The sequence below is a fragment of the Streptomyces sp. NPDC057287 genome, assembly GCF_042667905.1.
Taxonomy (GTDB): domain Bacteria; phylum Actinomycetota; class Actinomycetes; order Streptomycetales; family Streptomycetaceae; genus Streptomyces.
In genome coordinates this window covers 71,711-94,363 of record NZ_JBHUYV010000017.1, presented here as the reverse complement: position 1 = coordinate 94,363, position 22,653 = coordinate 71,711, and the positions used below count along the sequence as shown (strand labels likewise).

Here is a 22,653-nt window from a genome sequence, read left to right as displayed (position 1 = left end):
TTTCACGCAGTGCGAAATTTCGCTCTCCGTAGGCAGTACCACACGCAACGTGCATCTGACGGGACCAACAAGCAGTTCCGTTGTGACCGCATATGAAGCGATATGCCGCAATCGTCCGGTCGATCATCCGTCCGACCGCCGCGACCGGGCGGCTAGGCTGACGGCGTTCGCGCCGAACCCCCGTCCGTTCGCGCCGAACCCGCCGGTTCCAGCCGTTCCCCGACGGGGCGCGCGTGTACGAGGAGCAACCCTTGCCCGACCCGAACACCGATCCCCAGCGTGACGCCCGGCCCACCCTGGAGGCCGTGGCGGCCCGGGCCGGTGTGTCCAGGGCGACCGCCTCCCGTGTCGTCAACGGCGGTGCGGGAGTGCGGCAGCCCCTGGTCGACAAGGTGCGCGAAGCGGTCGACGAGCTCGGCTACATCCCGAACCACGCGGCACGGACGCTGGTCACGCGGCGCAACGGCGCGGTCGCCGTGATCATCGACGAGCCCGAGTTCCGGATCTTCTCCGACCCGTTCTTTTCCCGCCAGATCCGCGGGATCAGCCGCGAGCTCAACGCCCACGACGCGCAGCTGGTCCTGCTCCTGGTGGAGGGCAGCGGCGACTTCGACCGGGTCACCCGCTACCTGGCGGGTGGGCATGTGGACGGTGTACTGGCCTTCTCGCTGCACACGGACGACGAACTCCCCGCGATCATCCGGAGGTTCCGCGTCCCGACGGTCTACGGGGGCCGGCCCGAGCACCCGGCGACGGAGGCCGGGGAAGCGCCACAGGTGCCGTACGTCGACTGCGACAACCGGGGCGGCGCCCGCGAAGCCGTACGCCACCTCGTCTCGCTCGGGCGGCGGCGCATCGCGCACATCGCCGGGCCCCGCGACCAGACGTCGGCGCTCGACCGGATCGACGGGTACCACGACGTGCTCCCGGACGCGGGGCCGGACCTCGTCGTCGAGGGGGACTTCACCGTCGAGGGCGGAGCCCGGGCCATGGCCGGTCTGCTGGAGACCCATGCCGATCTCGACGCCGTCTTCGTGTCCAACGACATGATGGCCTCGGGCGCTCTGCGCGTGCTGCGCGAGAAGGGCGTCCGGGTACCGGAGGACGTGGCCGTGGTCGGATTCGACGACATGACGTCGGTGGCGGAGGCCACCGAACCGCCCCTGACGACGGTTCGCCAGGACGTGGAGGGCATGGGGCGGTTGATGGTGCGGCTGCTGATGGAACGGCTGAACAGCGGCACGGGGGCCTGGCCCGAGTCCGTGATCACCCCGACCGAACTGATCCGCCGGGCCTCGGCCTGAGGCCCCCGCTTCCGGGGGCGGGCTCGCGGCAGGAGCGGATGGGCCACCGGCCCGTGCGGGTCATTCCCGTTCGCCGGGCCTCCCGCGTCGCCGCCCCCGGGCCACGCGCCACTCGGCCCGCGCCGACCTGGCGAGCGGCAGATAGCGCAGCCGCTCCGGGAGGAGCGGCACGATCCGCCGCACCGCGGCACCGAAGCGCCGCAGGCGCCGCTCCTGCTCCGGGGTCCAGTCGAGTCCGATGGCCTCGCGGGCGTCGGGCGGCATCAGCCCGACGGTGATGAAGCTGCGGAACCGGGCCAGCGGCGGGAGCAGCACCGGCCACAGCGCCTTCAGGAGCAGACGCAGGAGGAGGGGCCCCCGGTCGGGCGGCGGTACGGGAGCGTCCACGGCCACCAGCTCCCGCACGACGACGGTCGCCTCCACCTCGTCGGCGAGCATCGTGCGGTAGTAGGGCCAGAACTCCTCGACGGTCTGCGGCATGTCCCGGTCGTGGATGCCCAGGATCCTTCCGACCTGGAGCCACTCCCGGTACAGGGCACGCTCCTGGGCGTCGGTCAGGGGGCGGACGAGGTAGCGCGCCGCGTGCTGGTAGACGGGGAAGCCGGTGGCGTGCACCCACGCGTAGTTCGCGGGTGTGAGCGCGTGGTAGCGGCGCCCCCTGGCGTCGGTGCCCTGGATGGTGCGGTGCAGCTCTCTGAGCCTGCACCCCTCCTCCGCTGCCGCCTCGCCCCCGTACACCCAGAGCTGGAGCGAGCTCAGTGAGCGCTCACCGCGCCCCCAGGGGTCCGTACGGAAGACCGAGTGGTCGTCGACGCCGGCGCCGACGGCCGGGCGGGCGACCTGGAGGGTGAGGGCGGCGGGCAGCATCAGCAGTCCGCGGATGTCGCCGGCGAGGCTCCACAGCACGCCACCGGGCGGGGGCGGTGAGGGCACTCCTGCGCTGGTCATGCGGGTGCTCCCAGGGGTCGGCGGGTGCTCGGACCGGTGCCGGGCCTGTGTGTTCCAGTATGCGATCACCCTGATGGCACCCTCACCTCGCGGGCGCGGCGGGGTGCGGGCCGGCGGGGCGGGTTCACGCCTCGTCGCCGTGGGTGAGGTGACCGTCGGTGACCCGCCAGTAGTGCTGGTGATCGGCCAGTCGCCAGGTCTCGTCGGCGGCGATCGCCCGCGTGATCCACTCGTGGAGCTGCGGGAGTGCCTGCGCGCGCAGAACCGCGCGGGTGGCGGCGCGTTCGGTGGCGTCGACCGGGTGGACGTCCACCTGGAAGCCGACCGCGTCCGGGTGGACGCCGCGGCCGTAGTTGCGGGGGTGCGGAGCGGTCCACGCGACTCCCAGGCGGATGGTCCCGCTGTCCTGCCCGGTGAGGAAGCGCAGGTCCGTGACGCGCTCGGCGTACGGACCGAGGCACTCGCTGATGTCGGTGCCGGTCAGAGGCCAGGCGCGGTGCCGGGGCAGCATTCGATTGCGTGCGGACATGACAGGAAGGATGGCAGAAGGTGGTGGTCGGCCCGCGGGCGAGGGCCTCCACCCGACACCTCCTGCCCGAGGCGCTCATCGACATGCCGGTCGCCTCCGAGGACGCTCCGCCGCCGCGTCCGCCGGCACTTGTGCGTCCCTTCCTCGAATCAGTGTCAGCACGGTTGACGCACCTCGTGAAACAAGTCAATAGTATTTGTAACTTTGACTCTCACGGGGAGAGAGGCCTTCACATGCCCGACGTGCCACGGCAGTTGAGCGCGGGGGCCGGGCCGGGTCCTCGTCGATACCGGCCGTGTCCACCGCCTCGGGCTCACCGCGAGCCCCGCACGGAGAAAGCCCGTCCCCACCACAGAGGAGGTCGCACACCATGGGCCGCTACAGCCGACTGCGCGAGATCCGCCGGATGGATCCCGCCCGCGACTGCGCCGAGATACTCCGGCTGATGTCCCAGTACGAGTTCCCGTGGGACTACCGGCAGGGCATCAGCGTCGCCTTCCTGCGCGACTACGGTGTCCCGAGGATCTCCGTACTGCTCGACCGCACCCAGGAGTTCGAGCGCAACGGTCAGAAGCGGTACGACGACACCGTCCTGTTCGGATACGAGATGGCCGCCGAGGGCTTCGACTCGGAGCGGGCCCGGACTGCGGCCCGCCACCTCAACCGGATCCACGGCCGGTACCGCATCCCGAACGAGGACTACCTCTACGTGCTGGCCACCACGGTCGTCGGCCCCAAACGCTGGATCGACCGCTTCGGGTGGCGGCCCCTCTGCGCCCAGGAGACGGCGGCGCTGGCGGAGGTGGGGCGGCGGATGGCCGCCATGATGGGCATCGAGGGCGCTCCCGGCACCTACGAGGAGTTCGAGAGGCTGCTCGACTCCTACGAGGCACGGATGTTCGCGTACGACCCGGCCAACCGCCGTGTCGCCAACGCCACCTTCCGTGTCATGGCCGCGTGGTACCCGGCCCCGCTGCGCCCCCTGGTCGCCAGGCTCTCCCTCGCACTGCTGGACGAGCCCTTACTGCGGGCGCTGGGATTCCCGGCCCAGCCCCGGTGGGTGCGCGAGGCCGCCGTCCGCGCCGTGCGCGCCCGGTCGCACGGCGTACGCCTGCTGCCGGCCCGGCCCCGGTGGCTGCCCTCCCGGCCCCGGCCGCGCAGCTACCCCTTCGGATACCGGCTCGACGACCTCGGTCCGCACTGGGCGCGGAGCCGACCGCTGGAGCCGCTGCCCCTGGAGAAGTCCTGACGTCCCGGAGGAAGTCCTGACGTCCCGGACCTGTCGTGCGGAGCACGGCACCGAGGACCGCGTCCGGTCCCGGAGGCGGTCACCCGGCGCTGAGCAACGGCACCAGGTAGCGGCGGGCGAAGGTGCCCACCTGCTCGTCGTCGTCCAGCTCGAAGCAGCTCACCGGATTGAGGAGGAAGGAGACGGTGATGCGCACCATGAGTTCGGCGACCGGTGCCGGATCCGTCTCCGGCCGCCCTTCGGCGCGCTGGGCGTGGCGGAGCCGGTCCGACAGGTATCCGCGCATGGCGAGGAGGGCGGGGCCGCTCTCCAGGGTGAGGAAGGGGAGCATGATCTCCGGTTCCAGCCGCAGCAGTCCGCCCACCAGCGGGTGTTCACGGATGTGCCGGAGGACGGCGACGAAGCCGGCGACGAGCCGGTCCTCCACGGTGGGCAGGGCGGCGACCGCCTCGTCCACGTCGACGACGAACCGGCGGTACTCCCGCAGCAGGCAGGCGGAGACCAGGCTGTCCTTGTTGCCGATCCGCCGGTACACGGTGACCCGCGAGACCTTGGCGCGCTTGGCGACGTCGTCGACGGTCGAACGGCGCAGCCCGAAGGTCATGAACTGCTCACGCGCCGCGTCCAGGATCTGTTCGCTCAGCGCGTCGGTCGGCGGCGTCTCCACGAGCGCTCCGGCCAGCAGTGTCTCGTTGGTACCCGGTGCCGCCATGAGGCCTCCCCGCTCGGTGCGACCACTCAACCACACCGGCAGTGCGACAGTGTTACCTCATTCGGATCCTTGTAACGCCTTCTCCGCGCACCCCTTCCCGGAGGTACGTCGCGTCGACCACCGGGGCCGCTCTCACCCGTAGTCGTACACCGTCACCTCGATCCCCTTCTTCACCAGCCGCTCGGTGACGAGGGGTTCGATCCGGGACCATGTGCCGCCCGCCAGCCCGCAGCCGATCCTCGGCATGTGGACCGACGCGCCCAGCTCGGCGGCCCGCACGGCCACCTTCGCCAGGCCCTCGTCGATGGCCTCGTAGCGCACCGGCACCCCCTTGCTGCCGGTGCGCATCCCCCGCTGGCCCACGACGTTGGCCACCCAGATGTACGGGGCGGCCCGGACGAGCTGCACGGCTCCCGGCCCGAAGTCGTTGCCCGACCGCCCACGGTGCCACCGGCGGTAGGCGGCTTCCGGCTCGGGCCAACGGCGGGACAGGGCCAGGACGAAGCCCTTGCCCCAGCCGCCGAGGTCGTTGCAGACGTGCACGACCAGCTTGACGCCCCTGCCCTGCGGAGCGGTGGCGTCCCCCCGTATGTACGTGATCCCCGGCATGTCCTCACCGTACGGACCGCCACTGACAACGAACCGCCGCTCGGCCCTGGCCCCGCATGCGTACCCTGTGAGGTATACACATTCTCGATGACCTCACCGTGTCACGCCGACTCCGCGACTTCCTGGAGCCACGAGCGCGGCGATACGCCCCTACACCTGCCGATCGGATCAGGCGGTACGCGACGCTTGTCGACGACGCCGGCTCCGAGCGTCCCGCGGACGTCGGCATCGTGGACGCGATGATCCGGTTCGAGGAGCGGTACGGCGGCCTGTGCTACTCACCGCGAGACGGCAACGACCACGAATACGGCCTGTTCGGGCATCCGACCGCTCACCGGACATCCCACGGCCTGGCCTTTCCCGGCATTCTTGACGGCTCCTGGACCCGCCGTGTGGATGTGCTCGCGGACGGCCGTACCGCGATGCCGATACCGCGAATGCCGCACAGGGTGATCGACAGAAGCATCGATCAGCGGCTGGAGGCAGACGCGCTGTTGGCCGGTGTGCACCGGTGGCCTCACCTCGTCCTGCGAACCACCACGCGCCCCGGAGCGGATCCCCCGGTGGCCGAGGAACACCTGCCGCCTCGCGCACACCGGGCGACCGGACCCGCCGACATGTGGTGGTTCGACGACGGGTCGGCCGTCAACCTGCGGCTTCACTCGTGGTGGACGACGCCCCGGCGCGACGTCTGGACCGTGCGCTGCTTCGTCCGGGACGGCGGCACTCTCGGCCGAACGGCCTCCGCCGTGCGGGCCGCGGTCCCGGACCTGGCCACAGCCGCGGACGACTGGTGCTCTCTGTGTACCCGGTTCGTGGGTCCGGGGCAGGCCTGTGAACCTGCCGGGCTGGTCACCTGACCGACCGCCCGCCCGGCGGCGGCCGGTGGCTTTGTTCGGTGCGGTTCATTCGGGCGCCGGCGGCCGTGTCCTGCCGGGAGAGGGCGGGAAGATCGCCCGTACCGGTGGTGGGACCGCGCTTCGGTGCTGCCGGACACTTTCACAACAGTGGTGAGACAGCAATACTGTTGCACCTGATCGGTGCACAGGCACGGACACGGGCGAGGCACCGGTACGGCAGTGCCCCGGCGACGAGGAGTGGACATGGCGACCGGGACGGACGAACCGACGCTGACCGTCGACGAACTGGCGGCGCGCGCGGGAGTCACCGTGCGTACGGTGCGCTTCTACAGCACCAGGGGCCTGCTGCCGCCCCCGGTGATCGGACCACGGCGCGTCGGGCACTACGGGCACGACCATCTCTCCCGGCTGGCGCTCATCGAGGAGCTCCAGCACCAGGGCATGACACTGGCCGCCATCGAGCGCTACCTCCAGCAGCTGCCGCCCGACCTGAGCGCGCAGGACCTGGCGATCCACCGTGCCCTGGTGGCGTCCTGGGCCCCGGACTCGGCCGAGGACATGGAGCGCGCCGAGCTGGAGCGGCGCGCGGGCCGGCCCCTCAGCGAGCAGGACGTGGACCGGCTCGCGGCCATGGGGGTCCTGGAGCGCCCCGGGACGCCCGGGGAGCCGTTCCTGGTGGACCCGGGACTTCTGCGGCTCGGGGTGGAGCTCCTGGACGTGCCCATCGCGCACGAGACGATCCTGGCAGCGCGCACGGTCCTGCTGGAGCACACCCGCTCCGCCGCCCACGAGCTGACCCGGCTGTTCCGGGACGAGGTGTGGAACCCCTACCGGGAGCGGGAGTCCGACCCGGAACACGTGAAGGCGATGAAGTCGCTCTCGGCGCACATGCAGCCGATGGTGCTCCAGGCGCTGCTGACGGCTTTCCAGCGATCGCTGAAGGAGGAGCTGCGGGCCGCGTTCACCGCCGACGAGCAGGGGTGAACGCGGCCCGCGGGGGCGCTGTCAGTCGCGGAAGGTCTCGCCCTTCTCCGCCTTCTCCAGCAGGAGCGCGGAGGGCAGGAAACGGTCGCCGTAGCGCTCCGCCAGCTGTCGGGCGCGTGCCACGAAGCCGGGCAGGCCGCCCTCGTAGCCGTTGATGTACTGGAGCACACCGCCGGTCCACGCGGGGAAGCCGATGCCCATGATCGAGCCGATGTTGGCGTCGGCGACGGTCATGAGGACGTTCTCCTCCAGGCAGCGGACGCTGTCCAGTGCCTCGGAGAAGAGCATCCGCTCCTTCATGTCCTCGAACGGGATCTCGGTGCCCGGCTCGGTGAAGTGTTCGCGGAGCCCCGGCCACAGCAGGCCCCGCCTGCCGTCCTCGCCGTACTCGTAGAAGCCCGCTCCGCCGCTGCGCCCGGGACGCCCGAACTCGTCGACCATCCGGTCGATGACCGCGTCCGCGGGGTGCGTGGCCCAGGATCCGCCCGCTTCCTCGACGGCGCGCCGGGTCTCGTTGCGGATCTTGCGGGGCAGGGTGAGCGTCAGCTCGTCCATGAGGGAGAGCACCTTGGCCGGGTAGCCGGCCTGCGCCGCCGCCTGCTCGACCGACGCGGGCTCGACGCCCTCGCCGACCATCGCGACGCCCTCGTTGATGAAGTGGCCGATGACGCGTGAGGTGAAGAAGCCGCGCGAGTCGTTGACGACGATCGGGGTCTTCCTGATCCGGCGCACCAGGTCGAAGGCGCGGGCGAGTGCCTCGTCCCCGGTCTTCTCCCCCTTGATGATCTCGACGAGCGGCATCTTGTCGACGGGCGAGAAGAAGTGCAGGCCGATGAAGTCCACCGGACGCTCGACGCCCTCGGCGAGCACGGTGATGGGCAGCGTCGAGGTGTTGGAGCAGAGCAGCGCGTCGGGCTCGATGACGCCCTGGATCTCCTGGAACACCTTCTGCTTGAGGGTGGTGTCCTCGAACACCGCCTCGATCACGGCGTCGCAGCCAGCGAGGTCGGCCGGGTCACCGGTCGGAGTGATGCGGGCCAGCAGCTCGTCCCGCTTCGCCTCGGTCGTACGGCCCCGGGAGAGCGCCTTGGCGAGGAGCTTCTCGCTGTACGCCTTGCCCTTGGCGGCGGCCTCGGTGGAGACGTCCTTCAGGACGACGTCGATGCCGGCGCGGGCGCAGGAGTAGGCGATGCCCGCGCCCATCATCCCGGCGCCGAGGACCGCCACCTTGCGGACCTGGCGCTCCTCGACGCCGTCCGGGCGGCTGGCGCCCGAGTTGACGGCCTGGAGGTCGAAGAAGAACGCCTGGATCATGTTCTTCGCGACCTGGCCGGTGACCAGCTCGGTGAAGTAGCGCGCCTCGATGGTCTGCGCGCTCTCGAAGTCGACCTGCGCGCCCTCGACCGCCGCGGCCATGATGTTGCGGGGCGCCGGCATGGGCGCGCCCGCGAGCTGCTTCTTCAGGTTGGCGGGGAAGGCAGGCAGGTTGGCCGCGAACTTCGGGTTCGACGGGGTGCCGCCGGGGATGCGGTAGCCCTTGACGTCCCAGGGCTGCTGCGACTCGGGGTTGGCGTCGATGAAGGCGCGGGCCTTGTCGAGCATCTCCTCCCGGGTCGCGGCGACCTCGTGGACGAGGCCGTTCTCCAGCGCCCTCCGCGGGGTGTACTGGGTGCCCTGGAGGAGGACCTTCAGCAGGGCGTCGGCGATGCCCATCAGCCGTACGGTGCGGGTGACTCCGCCGCCCGCGGGCAGCAGGCCGAGCGTGACCTCCGGCAGACCGATCCGCGAGCCGGGGGCGTCCAGGGCGACGCGGTGGTGGGAGGCGAGCGCGATCTCGTAACCGCCGCCGAGCGCCGCGCCGTTGATGGCGGCGACGACCGGCTTGCCGAGGGTCTCGATACGGCGCAGCGAGCTCTTGATCGAGGTGCCGGCGTCGAAGGCGTCCTGGGCGTTGTCCGGGCCGATCCGGATCATGTCCTTGAGGTCTCCCCCGGCGAAGAAGGTCTTCTTGGCGGAGGCGTAGATGATGCCGCGGATGGAGTCCTTCTCGGCCTCCGCGCGGTCGGCGACGGCCGCGATGGAGTCGCGGAAGGCCTGGTTCATCGTGTTGGCGGACTGGTCGGGGTCGTCGAGTACGAGGGTGACGACGCCGGTCTCGTCCTGTTCCCAGCGAATGGTCGTGCGCTCGGTCATTGCTTGTCTTCTCCGTGAGAGGTCTGGGGACGGGACGGTCAGAGACGCTCGATGACGGTGGCGACGCCCATGCCGCCGCCGACGCAGAGGGTGGCGAGGCCGTAGCGCTTGTCCTGGCGCTCCAGTTCGTCGATGAGGGTGCCGAGGATCATCGCTCCGGTCGCGCCGAGCGGGTGTCCGAGCGCGATGGCGCCGCCGTTGACGTTGACCTTGTCGAGGCTCAGGCCCATGTCCCTGACGAAGCGCAGGACGACTCCGGCGAAGGCCTCGTTGATCTCGACCAGGTCGATGTCGTCGATGGTGAGACCGGCCTTGGCCAGCGCCTTGCGGGTGGCGGGGGCGGGCCCGGTGAGCATGATGGTCGGCTCGGACCCGGAGACGGCGGCCGAGACGATCCGGGCGCGCGGGGTGAGCCCGTAGCGCTCACCGGTCTCCTTGGACCCGATGGCGACGAGGGCGGCCCCGTCGACGATCCCGGAGGAGTTGCCCGCGTGGTGGACGTGGTCGATCTTCTCGACCCAGTGGTACTTCTGGAGGGCCACGGCGTCGAAGCCGCCCATCTCGCCGATCGTCGCGAAGGACGGCTTCAGGGAGGCGAGGGAGTCGGCGGTGGTGCCGGGGCGCATGTGCTCGTCGTGGTCGAGGACGAGCAGCCCGTTGCGGTCCCTGACGGGAACGACGGAGCGGGCGAAGCGCTCCTCCTTCCAGGCGACGGCGGCGCGCTCCTGGGACAGCGCGGCGTACTCGTCGACGTCCCGGCGGGAGAAGCCCTCGATGGTGGCGATGAGGTCGGCCCCGATCCCCTGCGGGGCGAAGCCGGTCTCGAAGCTGGTCATCGGGTCCATGGCCCAGGCGCCGCCGTCGGAGCCCATCGGCACGCGGGACATCGACTCGACGCCGCCCGCGAGTACGAGGTCCTCCCAGCCCGAACGGACCTTCGCGGCAGCCAGATTGACCGCTTCCAGACCGGAGGCGCAGAAGCGGTTCTCCTGCACGCCTGCGACCGAGTCCGGGAGTCCGGCGGCGATCGCGGCGATCCGGGCGATGTCGGAGCCCTGGTCGCCGAGCGGGCTGACCACACCGAGGACGATGTCGTCGATGGCCGCCGGGTCGAGGCCGGGGAAGCGGCTGCGGATCTCATGGATGAGGCCGACGACGAGGTCGATCGGCTTGGTGCCGTGCAGGGCGCCGTTGGCCTTGCCGCGGCCGCGCGGGGTGCGGATCGCGTCGTAGACGAATGCTTCGGTACTCAAGGCAGCTGCCTTTCGGGGTCGTTGCTGGGCGGGGAGGTCAGGCGAGCAGCGAACGGCCGATGATCTCCTTCATGATCTCGGTCGTCCCGCCGTAGATGGTCTGGATGCGGCCGTCCGTGAAGGCCTTGGCAACCCGGTACTCCGTCATGTAGCCGTATCCGCCGTGGAGTTGGAGGCAGCGGTCGGCGACCCGCTTCTGCAGTTCGGTGGCCCACCACTTCGCCATGGAGGCGTGGACGGCGTCGAGCGTCCCCTCGGAGTGGTCGACGATGCAGCGGTCGAGGAACGCCCGGGTGACGGCGCACTCGGTGGCCATCTCGGCGATCTCGAAGCGGATGTGCTGCAGCTTGGAGAGCGGTCGCCCGAAGGCCTCGCGTTCCTTGACGTACTGGGTGGTGATCTCCAGGAGGTGCTCGGCGGCGGCGATCCCGGCGACCGCTATACCCATCCGCTCCTGGGCCAGGTTGGTCATGAGGTGGATGAAGGCGCCGTCGAGCTCACCAAGGAGGTTCTCCTTCGGGACGCGTACGTCGTCGAAGAACAGCTCGGCGGTGTCCTGGGACTTCTGGCCGATCTTGTCGAGGTTGCGGCCCCGTTCGAAGCCCTCGGTGCCGCGCTCGACGACGAGCAGCGAAAGGCCCTTCGCTCCGCCCTCCGGCGAGGTCCTGGCGACGACGATCACCAGGTCGGCCAGGATCCCGTTGGAGATGAAGGTCTTCGAGCCGTTGAGGATCCAGTGGTCGCCCTTGTCCTCGGCGGCGGTCCGGATGCCCTGGAGGTCGGAGCCCGCTCCGGGTTCCGTCATGGCGATGGCGGTGATCGTCTCGCCGCTGCAGAATCCGGGCAGCCAGCGCCGCTTCTGCTCCTCGGTGGCCAGGCCGGTGAGGTAGGGGCCGATGATGTCGTTGTGCAGGCCGAGCGCAAGGCCGGAGACACCGGCCCGGGTGAACTCCTCGGCGAGCACGGCGCTGTAGCGGAAGTCGGCGTTGCCCCCGCCGCCGTACTCCTCGGGGACGGCGAGGCCGAGAAGCCCCTGCCGGCCTGCCGCGAGCCAGGCCTCGCGTGCGACGATGCCGTCCTTCTCCCACTGCTCGTAGTGCGGGAGGACCTCCTTGGCCAGGAAGGTGCGAACGGACCCGCGGAACGCGTCGTGCTCTTCGGTGAAGATCTGCCGCTGCACTTCAAGCCCCCTGGAGCCAGTTCTTGACGGTGGAGATCAGCCGCGCCGGCTCGGGGCCGACGGGCGTGACGTTGAGCATGGTGACTCCGGCCTCACGGAATGCGTCGAGGCGGTCGCGTACGTACCCCTCGGGGCCGCAGAGCGTCATGAGCTCGCAGAATTCGTCGGGTACGGCGGCCTCGGCCTCCCTCTTCCTCCCGGAGAGGTAGAGCTCCTGGATGGTGGCGGCCTCCTGCTCGTAGCCGTAGGCGACGGCGAGGTCGTTGTAGAAGTTCTTGCCGGGCGCGCCCATGCCGCCGACGTAGAGCGCGATCTGCGGGCGGGCGAGGTCCCTGACGGCGGCCGCGTCGTCGCCGATGGCCAGCAGACCGCCCGCGACGGTCTGCAGGGGGCCGAGTGCCGGGTCGCGCTTCGCCGCACCCTCGGCCAGGGCGGTGCCCCAGACCTGCTGGGCCTTCTCCGGGATGTAGAGGGTGGGCAGCCACCCGTCGGCGATCTCGGCGGTGAGCCGGACGTTGGCGGGGCCGAGGGAGGCGACGTAGAGGGGGATGGTCTCGCGCACCGGCCGGGTGAGGATCTTCAGCGGCTTGCCGAGCTTGCCGCCCTTCTCCTTCGGCAGCGGCATGTCCGTGATGCCGTGGTGGTCGATGACCTCGCGGCGCCAGATGCGGCGGCAGAGCTCGACGGTCTCCCGGGTCCGGCCGAGCGGCTTGTCGTAGGGCCTGCCGTGCCAGCCCTCCACGACCTGCGGGCCGGACGCGCCGAGTCCCAGCAGGGCCCGGCCGCCCGACACGGCATCGAGCCCGGCGCCGGTCTGGGCGATGAGCGCGGGGGTGCGGGAGTAGACGTTGAGGATCGCCGCCCCGATCCTCATGCGCTCGGTGCGTGCGGCGAGGTATCCCATGAGGGTGGGTGAGTCGAAGCCGTACGCCTCGGCGACCCAGACGGCGTCGAGTCCGGCGGACTCGAGAGCGGCGACCTCGTCGCAGGCGGCGCGCGGGTCACCCGCGTAGTTCAGCGGCAGGGAGAGTTCCATCAGCCGGTCGTTTCCTTCCCGGTGGTCAGAAGGCCCGGCACGTCCCAGTCCGCCGCGACGGCCCCGTTGTCCGCTCCGGGCAGCGCGGGTGCGGTGCGCACGGAGACGGGGGTCGCGGAGAAACGGGGCGCGGGTGCGGGCTGGGTGAGGCCGCTGTGCTCCACATAGGTGGAGCGGGCGGCGAGGTGGGGGTGGTGGGGTGCCTCGCGGAGGGAGAGGACGGGTGCCACGCAGGCGTCCGTCCCCTCGAAGACCTCGGTCCATTCGGCGCGCGTGCGGGTGCTGAAACGGTCGGCGACGAGGGCGCGCAGCTCCTCCCAGCGTCCGAAGTCGTTGCGGTCGGGGGCCTCGCCCCCGAGGCCGAGGAGCTCGGTGAACTCCTCGTAGAAGCGGGGCTCCAGGGCCCCGACCGCCATGTACAGACCGTCGGAGGTCTCGTAGGAGCCGTAGAAGGGGCAGCCCCCGTCGAGGAGGTTGGCGCCGCGCCGGTCCTGCCAGCTGCCGGCCGCCAGCATGCCGTGGATCATGGTGGCGAGATGGGCTGCGCCGTCGACGATGGCCGCGTCGACCACCTGCCCGGTGCCGCCCGGTGTACGGGCGTGCTGGAGGGCGGCGAGGACGCCCACGACCAGGTAGAGCGAGCCGCCCGCGTAGTCGCCGACCAGGTTGGCGGGCACCGTGGGCGGCTCGCCGGATCTGCCGATCATGGACAGGGTGCCGGTGAGGGCGATGTAACCGATGTCGTGTCCTGCCCGGTCCGCCAGCGGGCCGTCCTGGCCCCAGCCGGTCATCCGCCCGTAGACGAGCCGCGGATTGCGCTCCAGGCAGGCGTCGGGGCCCACACCGAGGCGTTCGGCGACGCCCGGCCGGTAGCCCTCGATCAGGACGTCGGCGCGCTCGACGAGGTCGAGGACCTGTCCGGCTCCGCCCTCGGCCTTGAGGTCGACGAGGACCGAACGCTTGTTGCGGTTGGTGAGGTCGAAGGCCGGTTCGATACCGATCACCGAACCCCCCGGCCGGTCGACGCGCACCACGTCGGCACCGAGGTCGGCGAGGAGCATCGCGGCGAACGGCCCGGGACCGATACCCGCCAGCTCGACGACGCGCACCCCGGTCAGCGGGCCCTGCGACGCGTGCCCTGTCGTTGCCATCAAGCCCCCAGCGGTGTGACACAACTGATGTAACATCGATGATGCTAAGAACGGACCGCGCGGCGCACAACCCTTTTGGCCGAGCAAGCGCTTAGTTCTTTCTCCCGGATCCTCTCGCACCGGAGCCCGCCCGGCCGCACGGCGCCACGAGCACCTCCGCTAGCCTCTGCCTCCCAGATCGGCGCCGGCGTCCACGGAGGCACTCATGAACAGGCAGAACCGGGCAGAACGCCCCTATGACGTCGTCCTTTTCGGAGCCACCGGCTTCGTGGGGGCGCTCACCGCCGAATATCTGGCCGCACACGCGCCGGAAGGCTGCCGGTGGGCCGTGGCCGGGCGGAGCCCGGCCAAGCTGGAAGAGCTGCGCGCGAGCCTCGCCGCGAGGCACCCGCACTGCGCGGCTCTGCCCCTCCTGACGGCCGACGCGGACGACGCGGGCTCCCTGCGCGAACTCGCCGAGTCCGCGCACGTGGTGGCATCGACGGTCGGACCGTACGTCTGGTACGGCGAGAAGCTGGTGGCCGCCTGCGCGGAGGCCGGGACCGACTACACCGACCTGACCGGCGAGGCGGAGTTCGTCGACCGGATGTACCTCGAACACGACGGCCGGGCACGCGAGACGGGGGCCCGTCTCGTGCACGCCTGCGGCTTCGACTCGGTACCGCACGACCTCGGCGCCTACTTCACCGTCCGCCAGCTCCCCGAAGGCGTCCCGCTGACCGTCGACGGCTACGTCCGGACCAACGCCGTCTTCTCCGGCGGCACCTTCGCCTCGGCGCTCACCGCGATGGGGCGCGGCCCGCAGATGGTGCGCGCGGCGAAGGAGCGCAGGCTGCACGAGCCGCGCCTGGTCGGGCGACGCGCCCGCGCACCGCAGGGGACACCCCACTTCAGCCCGGAGACCGGCACCTGGGCACTGCCGCTGCCGACCCTGGACCCGCGCGTCGTGGAGCGGTCCGCCCGGGCGCTGGAGCGCTACGGCCCCGATTTCCGCTACCGGCACTTCGCCTCGGTGAAGCGCCTGCCGATGGCGCTCGGCGGGGTGGGAGCTGTCGGTCTGCTGGTGGGTGCCGCCCAGATCCCGGCCGCGCGCGCCTGGCTGTCGGCCCGGGTCGAGCCGGGGACGGGCCCTGGCGAGCAGCGCAGGAGGCGCAGCTGGTTCACGGTCCGCTTCATCGGCGAGGGCGGCGGCCGACAGGTCTTCACCGAGGTGTCGGGCGGCGACCCCGGCTACGACGAGACGGCGAAGATGCTGGCCGAAGCGGCTCTCTCACTCGCCCTCGACGACCTACCGACGACATCGGGTCAGGTCACGACGGCCGTCGCGATGGGCGACGCGCTGCTGGAGCGGCTGACCGCGGCCGGGCTCCGCTTCCGGGTCGCGGCGGTGCGCTGAGCCCCCAGGGGCGCTTCGCGGCCGTGCGCTGAGCCCTCAGGGCGCACGCACGTCCGGTCAGAACATCCAGGACGCCAGCGTGACGACCATGGACACGGTCCAGGCGCCTCCGGCGAGGACGCCCAGGGTCATGCCCACGGCAACGCCTCGCTGGGAGAGGCGTACGGTTCCGGTGCTCATCTGAGGTGCGTGGTGGTCGATCATGTGTACCAGCCTGCCCCTGATGTTCGACGAACAACATCCGTACATGTACTCAGTTCGCAACAGATCGTCGCGCGGGTCCGGGATCAGCCGATCGCTTGTCGGAGAGCCGACCGGCACAGGGCGTCCGCTCTGCGCGTGGTCTCCGGCTGACGGAAGTCACGGGCCAGCGCGAGCGTCTGGGCGCAGGCGTTGTCCAGGCCGGTGCGGTGGCCGACGGAGACGAAGACGGGCTTCGTGGAGTCCTGCGTGCGCAGGGCCCGGCCCACTTCCTCGTCCCCGTCCATCAGCGGCGTGAAGTCACCGCGCCGGAGCCCGGGTTCCTCGTAACGGAAGGTGAACGGGTTCTTCGCGACGCCGATGACCGGCAGGCCGGTGAGGACGCCGAGGTGGCTGGCGAGCCCGAACCTGCGTGGGTGGGCCAGCCCGTAGCCGTCGCAGACGACGAGCCCGGGATCCACCGGAAGCCCCTCCAGCGCGTCCACGACGGCCGGGATCTCCCGGAAGGCGAGGAGACCGGGGATGTACGGAAACGTCACCCGGCCCTCGGAGGTGGACTCGGCGATCACCTCCAGGGTCGCCGCGTCCAGTACGACAGCCGCCGCGACGACCAGGTCCCGCTCGTCGTCGTAGGCGACGTCGACCCCGGTCACCCGGCCGGTGCCGGGCGGCGGCCCCGGCTCGTCCAGCACCACCCGCCCGCGCAACGCGTCCTGGACGGCACGGGCTTCGGCCTCGTCGGCGGGCATCCGGAAAGTCGTCATGACGGGTCAGTCTAGGCAGCCGGTAGCCTGGCGATCATGTTCGTTCTCGAGTTGACCTACACCGCACCGGTCGAGCGCGTCGACGCCCTCATGGCGGAGCACGTCACCTGGCTGGACACCCAGTACGCGGCCGGGGTGTTCATCGCCTCCGGACGCAAGAACCCCCGCGACGGCGGTGTGATCCTGGCGGTCGGGGAGGACCGCGGCGAGATCGAGAGGGTCGCGGCCTCCGACCCCTTCGCGGCGCACGGGGTGTGCGCCTACCGGATCACGGAGTTCATCGCGACGAAGACCTCGGACGCGCTCGCGCCGTACCGGCAGCAGCTTCCCGGCTAGTACCGCGTCGGCCGGGCTCACCCGAGACCGCGGTGAGCGGCCCACAGCGCCCCCGCACGGACGGCGGCGCCGTCCACCAGGGCCGCCAGCGCGGGTTCGTCGGGGACGGGGAACGAGACGTACGCGCCCCGGCCGCCACCGACCGGTCGGCCGTAGGCCTTCGCGGCGAGGCGGCCGTCCGGGAGAAGCCGGACGTTGAGCGTGGTCAGCCTGAAGGCTTCACCGCGTCGCGTGTCCGTCCAGCGGAGGGCCTCCGGGATCGTGACGTTGATCGCCAGGGCACTCACTTCCAGGTCGCTGCTCACGGGCGGATGCTCTCCCGCGGAATCACCGCGGGCGGCCGAGGAGCGGGAGTCGGTCACGGCCGGCACGTTCCCCGGTCTTCTGCGGTACGCACGGCGAGGTCCTCGTCCGTGATGGCGCGGACCACGCGGCACGGCGTTCCGAGCGCGACGGTCATCGGGGGAACGCTGCGGCTGACGACGCTGCCCGCACCGATGACCGACCCGTATCCGATGCGGACGCCGGGCAGGATCACCGCATTGCTGCCGATCCACACCTTGTCCTCGATGTCGATCGGTTCGGAGAACCGCCCGAAGTCGGCACGTCGCGAGGGATGCACCGGGTGGCCCGTCGTGGTCAGCGTCACGCTCGGAGCGATCATGACGTCGTTGCCGATACGGATGTCCACGTCGTCGACGAACGTCAGGTTGACGTTGCCGAAGAAGTCGTCACCGATGTGGACGTTGCTGCCGAACGCCGCGTGGAACGGCGGCAGCAGCACCGTACGTTCGCCGGCCGAGCCGAAGATCTCGACGAGCAGCGACCGCCGCCGCTCCGGCCGGCTCGGCGGTGTCCGGTTGTACTCGAAGATCTGGTCCGCGCGGCGCCGAGGGGCCAGGAACGCCGCCTCCGACTCGGTGTAGACGAGCCCCTTGGCGATCCTGCCCAGAACGTCCTCCTGGTCGGCATCCGTCACAGCGGAGAGGTCCCTTCATTCATACGGGCGTGATGTGCGTACGTGTGTGAGCGCTTCGGCCACTACCCCAGCCGCGCCACCCGTCCCTTCTCGCCCGAGGCCCAGCAGCCGCCGTCCGGTGCGCAGTCGACCGTGTCGTACGAGCCGGTGTCCACGGTCCGCCAGGTGCGTCCGCCGTCCCGGGTGACATCAGTACCGGTGGGGCCCACGGCGAGCGCGGTCGTCCTGCTGTGCGGCAGCCAGGCGACACCGGACCGGTAGGAGGGCGGCGGGGCGGCCGAACCCCGCCAGCTGCGGCCGCCGTCGCCCGTGACGGAGGCGGCATCCGGCGAGGCCTGGTCCGCCCGGTAGTCGCCGCCCACGGCGATGCCGTGCGTACGGTCGCGGAACGCGAGGCCGAACACACCGCGTGCCGGGTCCCCGGCCGGGATCGGGGAGGCTGCCTGCGTCCAGGTCAGGCCGCGGTCACCGGAGTGCAGCACCCGTGCGCTCGCCGCGCCGCCGGTGGCGAGCCAGACGTCCCTTCCGCCCGCGCTGACGAGGCACTGGCCGCTCGCCGCGAAGCCGGCCTCGCCGGGCTGCGCCGCGGGCATCCCGGCGTCGGGCAGCACCCGCCAGCTCCGGCCGCCGTCGGACGTGGACAGGATGCGGAACCTCCCGTCCACCGGGTCGCTCATCGCCAGCCCGTGCCGGCTGTCGAAGAAGGTCAGACAGTCGTAGAAGGCCCGGGCGTCGGCGTTGCGGAAGGACTCGGTCCAGGTCACGCCGCCGTCGGCGGTGCGGAAGACCCGGGACGCCTCGCCCTCGCCGATGGCCAGGGCGACCGCCCGCTTCCGGTCGAAGGCCTCGACGTCACGGAACTCCAGTCCCGAACCATCGGCCGGCGAGACGTCGCGCCAGTGCCGTCCCCCGTCCGTGGTGCGCAGCACCGTCCCTCCGGAACCCGCGACCCAGGCGGCGTCGCGGCCGACGGCGGCAAGGCCGCGGAAGCGCGCTTCCGTCCCGGTCGCGATGAGCGCCCACGCGGGTTCCCCGCCCCGGTGCCCCGTTCGGCCCGTCTGTCCCGCTTCGCCCGCCGTGCCTGCCGGGCCCGCCTGCGCCGACGGTGTGGCCAGCGCGGCGGTCACCGCCGCACCGCAGAGTCCCAGTGCCATCAGCCGTCTCGTCTTCCACAAGGCCCTCATGGCGCTGGAAGCTAACCGACCGGCGGACCGCCGTCCAGGGTGCGCCCCGCGAAACGGGGCAGTTGATCAGGGGGAGGCGGGGCGGTGACGCAGCTCACTCCGCCCGCCAGTGCACGGATGGAGGCGTTCCGTCGTCTACTCCAATGCCGGGAACCGTCGTCCGAGGCGAGAGGGAGCAGGTCTTGTCCAGCGTTATCGAGCAGTCCGTGCAGGCCCGTATGGTCGCGTCCGCACCGCGTATGGAGACCTTGCCCGCCACTCTGCACTACGACCGCGAGGACCCGTTCGCCGTCCGCATGGCGTTTCCCGGGCCCGCGACACTCGAAGGCACCGAGGTGTCCTGGGAGTTCTCCCGCGAGCTGCTCGCCACGGGCATGGACGCGCCGGCCGGGGTCGGCGACGTCCGGGTCCGGCCGTTCGGATACGACCGTACGGTGCTGGAGTTCCACGCCGTCGAGGGCATCGCCATGGTGCATGTCCGGACCTCCGAGCTGCGCCGCTTCCTGAAGCGGGCGCAGGAGCTGGTCCCGGAGGGCCACGAGCGCCGCTTCATGGATCTGGACGGCGACCTGACCGACCTGCTGGGCGGGCCCGCCTGAGCGGCTCCCGGGCGCCGCGCACCGCAATTCGGTTGCGGGCCGACCGGCCGCGCCCCTAACGTCACCGGTGTCCCTGTCGTCGCCGGATCGGAGAAGGACGTTGCTCCACATCTGAGGTGTCCGCACACCGTGCCGCCTGCCCTCACGGGCGCGCGCCCCTGTGCGACCCCAGTGTCCGAGCCGTTCTCCGCGATTCCTCGACGCAGCCGGGAGACCTTGTGCCTGCATCCGCCACGCATATCCTCTGTTCCTCACTCTCGTTCGCCTGGCCGGACGGGAGTGACGTGTTCGACGGCTTCCAACTGGCCGTGGGTCCGGGCCGTACGGGCCTGATCGGCCTCAACGGCTGCGGGAAGTCCACCCTGTTGCGACTGATCGCCGGTGAACTCACCCCGACCTCCGGGCACATCACCACGACTGGCGACATCGGCTACCTCCCTCAGGACCTGGTCCTGGACACCGCTCTGCGGGTGGACGACGTACTGGGTGTCGCCGGGGCGCGGGCGGCGCTCCACGCCATCGAGGCGGGGGATGCCCGCGAGGAGCACTTCGCCGCGGTCGGCGACGACTGGGACGTCGAGGAGCGCGCCCTCGCCGTGCTCGACCAGCTGGGCCTCGGCGGCGCCGGTCTCGACCGCACCATCGGCGAACTGTCCGGCGGCGAGTGCGTACTGCTGCGTCTGGCCGCACTGCTGCTGGCCCGCCCTCCCGTCCTGCTTCTGGACGAGCCGACCAACAACCTCGATCTGTACGCGCGCGCACGGCTCCGCGACGCCGTCGACGCCTGGACGGGAGTGCTGGTCGTCGTCAGCCACGACCGCGAACTCCTGGAGCGGGTGGACCGGATCGCCGACCTCCGTGACGGCACGGTGACCTGGTACGGCGGGAACCTGTCGGCCTACGAGGAGGCCCTGGCCGTGGAACAGGAAGCGGCCGAGCGGATGGTGCGGGTCGCGGAGGCCGACGTCCGGCGGCAGAAACGCGAACTCGCCGACGCGCACGTCAAGCTGTCCCGGCGCAAGCGGTACGGGCAGAAGATGTGGGACACCAAGCGCGAACCGAAGGCCGTGATGGGCCAGCGCAAGCAGACCGCGCAGGAGTCGGCCGGCAAGCACCGCATCATGCACACCGAGCGCCTGGCCGACGCGGAGGAACGCCTCGACGAGGCCGTCGGGGCCGTACGGGACGACGAGGCGATCCGGATCGAGCTGCCGCGCACCCAGGTGCATCCCGGCCGCGGGGTGCTGGTGCTGCGTGATCTCGAACTCGCACACGGGGTGCGGGTGCGGGGCGAATGGGACCTGCGCGGCCCGGAACGGATCGCGCTGATCGGCCGCAACGGCGCGGGCAAGACGACGCTGCTGCGCACGATCGCGGGCGATCTGGACCCGGTGGCGGGCGAGGTGTCCGCGCAGGTCCCGGTGGGCTTCCTGCCGCAGCGTCTCGACGTCCTCGACGACGCACTGTCCCTGGTGGACAACGTGGCACGTGTCGCGCCGGACATGACGTCCAACGGCATCCGTGCGAGGCTCGCGCACTTCCTCTTCAAGGGTGCGCGCGCGGACCGCCCGGCCGGCACCCTCTCGGGCGGTGAGCGCCTCCGGGCGACGCTGGCGGCGCTGCTGCTCGCCGAGCCCGCTCCCCGGCTGCTGATGCTGGACGAGCCGACGAACAGCCTCGACCTGTCCGGCGTGCGCCGCCTGACGTCGGCGCTGGAGGCGTACGAGGGCGCGCTGATCGTGGCGAGCCACGACCTGGCCTTTCTGAGGTCGCTGGGAATCACCCGGTGGCTCCTGCTGGACGCGGACGGGCTCCGGGACATCGGCCCTGGTCAGCTGCCGGGAACCGAGGTCGAAGACGTCTGACCTGTCCGGCCGTGCACACTGTTGACCTGCACATATGACACAGTGTGAGCATACACTGCGAGGGCTGGGCTTGGCTGTGGCCTTACCGCCGCCTTAACCTACGGTCACGTAACCTACGAAGCCGTAGGTAATTCTCCCGTCCCCAGGAGCCCCCCGTGACGATCACCTCTCCCCACCTGGGCAGTTCGAAGGCGTGGACAGACGCCCAGCTGCTGTACGCGCTGGAAGAGGTGGTGGAGAAGGAACTCAACCGCCATCTCAAGGTCGCCAAGGACTGGATGCCCCACGAGTACGTACCGTTCTCCGACGGCCGCAACTTCCCCGGAATCTTCGAGGACGGGGAGGCGTGGGAGACCAGCCAGTCCAAGGTCACCGACATCGGACGCATCGCCCTCGTCGTGAACCTTCTGACCGAGGACAACCTCCCCAGCTACCACCACGAGATCGCCTCCCTCTTCGGCCGCGACGGCGCCTGGGGGACCTGGGTGCACCGCTGGACCGCGGAGGAGGGCAGGCACGGCATCGTGATGCGTGACTACCTGCTCACCTCACGCGCCGTGGACCCGGACAAGCTGGAGCAGTTCCGCATGGCGCACATGGCGGAGGGCTTCGAGTCCGACAACCGCCACTCCATGCTCCACTCCGTGGCGTATGTGGCGTTCCAGGAGCTCGCGACCCGCGTCTCGCACCGCAACACCGGCCACCAGTCGGGCGACCCCGTCTGCGACCGGATGCTGGCCCGCATCGCGACCGACGAGAACCTGCACATGGTCTTCTACCGCAATCTGCTGGGCGCGGCCTTCGACCTCGCCCCGGACCTCACGATGCAGTCCGTGCGGGACGTCGTCGTCAACTTCCGGATGCCCGGACACGGCATGCCCGGCTTCGAGCGGGCCGCCGCGCAGATGGCGATCGGCGAGATCTACAACATGCGGATCCACCACGACGACGTGATCCAGCCCGTCCTGCGCTTCCTGAAGGTCCTCGACATCGACGGGCTCGGCCCGGAGGGCCTCAAGGCGCAGGAGGAGCTCGGACTGTACATGAGCGGCCTGGACAGCGAGGCGTCCAAATTCGACGAGAAGCTGGCGGCGCGCAAGGCCCGCCTGGCGGCCCGGGCCGCCCAGGCCTGATCAAATCGGCACACGTCCGGCCGGGCTCGGGATCCGCTCCCCTGGCCCACCGGACAGTGGCGGGGGGCCCCGGGCGCGGGGGGGGCCCCCCCCGCCATGGCCGCCCCCCCCCCCACGCCGGCCGCCCCGGCGGGGGGGTTTTAAAAAAAAACAACCCCCCCCCCCAAAATGGCAAGAGGTTTGGCGGG

General features: G+C 71.1%; 23 protein-coding genes. 9 read left to right on the top strand and 14 right to left on the bottom strand.

The window, feature by feature from the left end:
- The first annotated feature begins 251 nt into the window (after positions 1–251).
- Positions 252–1,304 (top strand): LacI family DNA-binding transcriptional regulator, encoded by a 1,053-nt coding sequence (locus ACFUNE_RS28610; protein ID WP_383573986.1) that lies wholly within the window; start codon positions 252–254, stop codon positions 1,302–1,304.
- A gap of 60 nt (positions 1,305–1,364) precedes the next feature.
- On the opposite strand, the gene ACFUNE_RS28605 is transcribed toward ACFUNE_RS28610, so the two are convergent.
- Both ACFUNE_RS28605 and ACFUNE_RS28600 read right to left on the bottom strand, forming a co-directional pair.
- On the bottom strand, positions 1,365–2,252 hold the full coding sequence (locus ACFUNE_RS28605) for an oxygenase MpaB family protein (RefSeq protein ID WP_383573984.1): 888 nt from the start codon (positions 2,250–2,252) through the stop codon (positions 1,365–1,367).
- A gap of 124 nt (positions 2,253–2,376) precedes the next feature.
- Positions 2,377–2,781, bottom strand: a complete 405-nt coding sequence (locus ACFUNE_RS28600; RefSeq protein WP_383573982.1) for a hypothetical protein — start codon at positions 2,779–2,781, stop codon at positions 2,377–2,379.
- A gap of 370 nt (positions 2,782–3,151) precedes the next feature.
- Here ACFUNE_RS28600 and ACFUNE_RS28595 point away from each other — a divergent pair, with 370 nt between their 5' ends.
- The gene (locus tag ACFUNE_RS28595; protein WP_383573980.1) at positions 3,152–4,030 is read left to right on the top strand and encodes an oxygenase MpaB family protein; all 879 of its coding nucleotides are present in this window, start codon (positions 3,152–3,154) and stop codon (positions 4,028–4,030) included.
- A gap of 79 nt (positions 4,031–4,109) precedes the next feature.
- Here ACFUNE_RS28595 and ACFUNE_RS28590 read toward each other — a convergent pair whose 3' ends face one another.
- On the bottom strand, positions 4,110–4,742 hold the full coding sequence (locus ACFUNE_RS28590) for a TetR/AcrR family transcriptional regulator (RefSeq protein ID WP_383573978.1): 633 nt from the start codon (positions 4,740–4,742) through the stop codon (positions 4,110–4,112).
- Positions 4,743–4,874: 132 nt separating this feature from the next.
- The gene (locus tag ACFUNE_RS28585; RefSeq protein WP_383573976.1) at positions 4,875–5,351 is read right to left on the bottom strand and encodes a macro domain-containing protein; all 477 of its coding nucleotides are present in this window, start codon (positions 5,349–5,351) and stop codon (positions 4,875–4,877) included.
- A 98-nt stretch (positions 5,352–5,449) separates the two neighbouring features.
- On the opposite strand from ACFUNE_RS28585, the gene ACFUNE_RS28580 reads away from it, so the two are divergent.
- Positions 5,450–6,211, top strand: coding sequence for a hypothetical protein (locus tag ACFUNE_RS28580; protein WP_383573974.1), 762 nt, complete (start codon positions 5,450–5,452; stop codon positions 6,209–6,211).
- Positions 6,212–6,454: 243 nt separating this feature from the next.
- Positions 6,455–7,195 carry a MerR family transcriptional regulator gene (locus ACFUNE_RS28575; RefSeq protein ID WP_383573972.1) on the top strand — a complete coding sequence of 247 codons (741 nt, stop codon included), beginning with the start codon at positions 6,455–6,457 and terminating at the stop codon, positions 7,193–7,195.
- A 21-nt stretch (positions 7,196–7,216) separates the two neighbouring features.
- On the opposite strand, the gene ACFUNE_RS28570 is transcribed toward ACFUNE_RS28575, so the two are convergent.
- The 5 genes from ACFUNE_RS28570 to ACFUNE_RS28550 are packed head-to-tail and all read right to left on the bottom strand — an operon-like array spanning position 7,217 to position 14,008.
- Positions 7,217–9,388: a 3-hydroxyacyl-CoA dehydrogenase NAD-binding domain-containing protein gene (locus ACFUNE_RS28570; RefSeq protein ID WP_383573970.1), complete on the bottom strand. Its 2,172-nt coding sequence runs from the start codon at positions 9,386–9,388 to the stop codon at positions 7,217–7,219.
- Between the two features lie 38 nt (positions 9,389–9,426).
- The gene (locus tag ACFUNE_RS28565) at positions 9,427–10,641 is read right to left on the bottom strand and encodes an acetyl-CoA C-acetyltransferase (RefSeq protein ID WP_383573968.1); all 1,215 of its coding nucleotides are present in this window, start codon (positions 10,639–10,641) and stop codon (positions 9,427–9,429) included.
- A 37-nt stretch (positions 10,642–10,678) separates the two neighbouring features.
- Positions 10,679–11,821 carry an acyl-CoA dehydrogenase family protein gene (locus ACFUNE_RS28560; protein ID WP_383573967.1) on the bottom strand — a complete coding sequence of 381 codons (1,143 nt, stop codon included), beginning with the start codon at positions 11,819–11,821 and terminating at the stop codon, positions 10,679–10,681.
- A 1-nt stretch (position 11,822) separates the two neighbouring features.
- On the bottom strand, positions 11,823–12,857 hold the full coding sequence (locus ACFUNE_RS28555) for an LLM class F420-dependent oxidoreductase (protein ID WP_383573965.1): 1,035 nt from the start codon (positions 12,855–12,857) through the stop codon (positions 11,823–11,825).
- Positions 12,857–14,008: a CaiB/BaiF CoA transferase family protein gene (locus ACFUNE_RS28550; RefSeq protein ID WP_383573963.1), complete on the bottom strand. Its 1,152-nt coding sequence runs from the start codon at positions 14,006–14,008 to the stop codon at positions 12,857–12,859. Before ACFUNE_RS28550 ends, ACFUNE_RS28555 begins: the two co-directional genes overlap by 1 nt.
- Before the next feature lie 205 nt (positions 14,009–14,213).
- Between ACFUNE_RS28550 and ACFUNE_RS28545 the strand changes: the two genes are divergently transcribed.
- On the top strand, positions 14,214–15,404 hold the full coding sequence (locus tag ACFUNE_RS28545; protein WP_383573961.1) for a saccharopine dehydrogenase family protein: 1,191 nt from the start codon (positions 14,214–14,216) through the stop codon (positions 15,402–15,404).
- Positions 15,405–15,461: 57 nt separating this feature from the next.
- Here the strand turns inward: ACFUNE_RS28545 and mmpA are convergent, their stop codons facing one another.
- Complete coding sequence (gene mmpA, locus ACFUNE_RS28540) at positions 15,462–15,608, bottom strand: morphogenic membrane protein MmpA (RefSeq protein WP_383573959.1); 147 nt, start codon at positions 15,606–15,608, stop codon at positions 15,462–15,464.
- An 83-nt stretch (positions 15,609–15,691) separates the two neighbouring features.
- Positions 15,692–16,369, bottom strand: coding sequence for an endonuclease V (locus ACFUNE_RS28535; RefSeq protein ID WP_383573957.1), 678 nt, complete (start codon positions 16,367–16,369; stop codon positions 15,692–15,694).
- Between the two features lie 36 nt (positions 16,370–16,405).
- Here ACFUNE_RS28535 and ACFUNE_RS28530 point away from each other — a divergent pair, with 36 nt between their 5' ends.
- The gene (locus tag ACFUNE_RS28530) at positions 16,406–16,705 is read left to right on the top strand and encodes a YciI family protein (RefSeq protein WP_383573955.1); all 300 of its coding nucleotides are present in this window, start codon (positions 16,406–16,408) and stop codon (positions 16,703–16,705) included.
- Between the two features lie 17 nt (positions 16,706–16,722).
- Here the strand turns inward: ACFUNE_RS28530 and ACFUNE_RS28525 are convergent, their stop codons facing one another.
- The 3 genes from ACFUNE_RS28525 to ACFUNE_RS28515 form a co-directional block, all read right to left on the bottom strand.
- The gene (locus ACFUNE_RS28525) at positions 16,723–17,010 is read right to left on the bottom strand and encodes a hypothetical protein (protein ID WP_383573953.1); all 288 of its coding nucleotides are present in this window, start codon (positions 17,008–17,010) and stop codon (positions 16,723–16,725) included.
- A 53-nt stretch (positions 17,011–17,063) separates the two neighbouring features.
- A complete protein-coding gene (locus ACFUNE_RS28520) occupies positions 17,064–17,684 on the bottom strand; it encodes a sugar O-acetyltransferase (protein WP_383573952.1) in 621 nt (206 codons plus the stop codon).
- 62 nt (positions 17,685–17,746) lie between these two features.
- Positions 17,747–18,838 carry a WD40/YVTN/BNR-like repeat-containing protein gene (locus ACFUNE_RS28515; protein WP_383573950.1) on the bottom strand — a complete coding sequence of 364 codons (1,092 nt, stop codon included), beginning with the start codon at positions 18,836–18,838 and terminating at the stop codon, positions 17,747–17,749.
- Positions 18,839–19,050: 212 nt separating this feature from the next.
- Here ACFUNE_RS28515 and ACFUNE_RS28510 point away from each other — a divergent pair, with 212 nt between their 5' ends.
- The 3 genes from ACFUNE_RS28510 (at position 19,051) to ACFUNE_RS28500 (ending at position 22,465) form a co-directional block, all read left to right on the top strand.
- Positions 19,051–19,467, top strand: coding sequence for an SsgA family sporulation/cell division regulator (locus ACFUNE_RS28510; protein ID WP_383573948.1), 417 nt, complete (start codon positions 19,051–19,053; stop codon positions 19,465–19,467).
- 218 nt (positions 19,468–19,685) lie between these two features.
- Positions 19,686–21,332 (top strand): ABC-F family ATP-binding cassette domain-containing protein, encoded by a 1,647-nt coding sequence (locus tag ACFUNE_RS28505; protein WP_383573946.1) that lies wholly within the window; start codon positions 19,686–19,688, stop codon positions 21,330–21,332.
- Positions 21,333–21,487: 155 nt separating this feature from the next.
- The gene (locus ACFUNE_RS28500; protein WP_383573944.1) at positions 21,488–22,465 is read left to right on the top strand and encodes an acyl-ACP desaturase; all 978 of its coding nucleotides are present in this window, start codon (positions 21,488–21,490) and stop codon (positions 22,463–22,465) included.
- Positions 22,466–22,653 lie beyond the last annotated feature (188 nt).